Below are 490 nucleotides of genomic sequence, written 5' to 3'. Positions count from 1 at the left end.
TGGACTGCCCCCCTAAAGTTGGACAGTATTAACCAGCAGCCTGAGCCCTGTAGTCGACAGGGCTCAGGCCATTGAGCTTCAGCTTGATTCGGTCATGGTTGTAGTAGTGGATGTACTCATCCAGACCCGCCTTGAGTTCTTCGATGCTCTCGAACCGTTTCAGGTAAAAAAACTCAGACTTGAGCGTGCCAAAGAAGCTCTCCATCGCAGCGTTATCAAGGCAATTGCCTTTGCGCGACATGCTTTGCTTTACCCCATGCGCCTTCAGCGTGTGCCGGTACTGCAGTTGTTGATAGTGCCAGCCCTGGTCAGAGTGCATTACCAGTCTGGGCTCGTCTGGCAGTCGCTCCAAGGCCTTGTTCAGCATGTCACCAACCAGTTTGTAGCAGGGCCTGCTGGCCGTTTCGTAGGCCACGATTTCGCCGTTGTACAAGTCCATGACCGGCGAGAGGTAGAGCTTCTGCTGGGCCACCTTGAACTCAGTAACGTC

At 54.1% G+C, this 490-nt stretch carries 1 protein-coding gene; it reads right to left on the bottom strand.

Annotation, left to right across the window (positions count from 1 at the left end):
- Window positions 1-28: 28 nt before the first annotated feature.
- A partial coding sequence (locus tag NLX68_RS26405; RefSeq protein ID WP_254286429.1) for an IS3 family transposase occupies window positions 29-490 on the bottom strand: 462 nt, incomplete at its 5' end.

Source organism: Pseudomonas sp. SBB6, from assembly GCF_024213215.1.
Lineage (GTDB): Bacteria > Pseudomonadota > Gammaproteobacteria > Pseudomonadales > Pseudomonadaceae > Aquipseudomonas > Aquipseudomonas donghuensis.
Note: the sequence above shows the minus strand (reverse complement) of the source record. Positions and strands in the feature narration are given on the sequence as shown.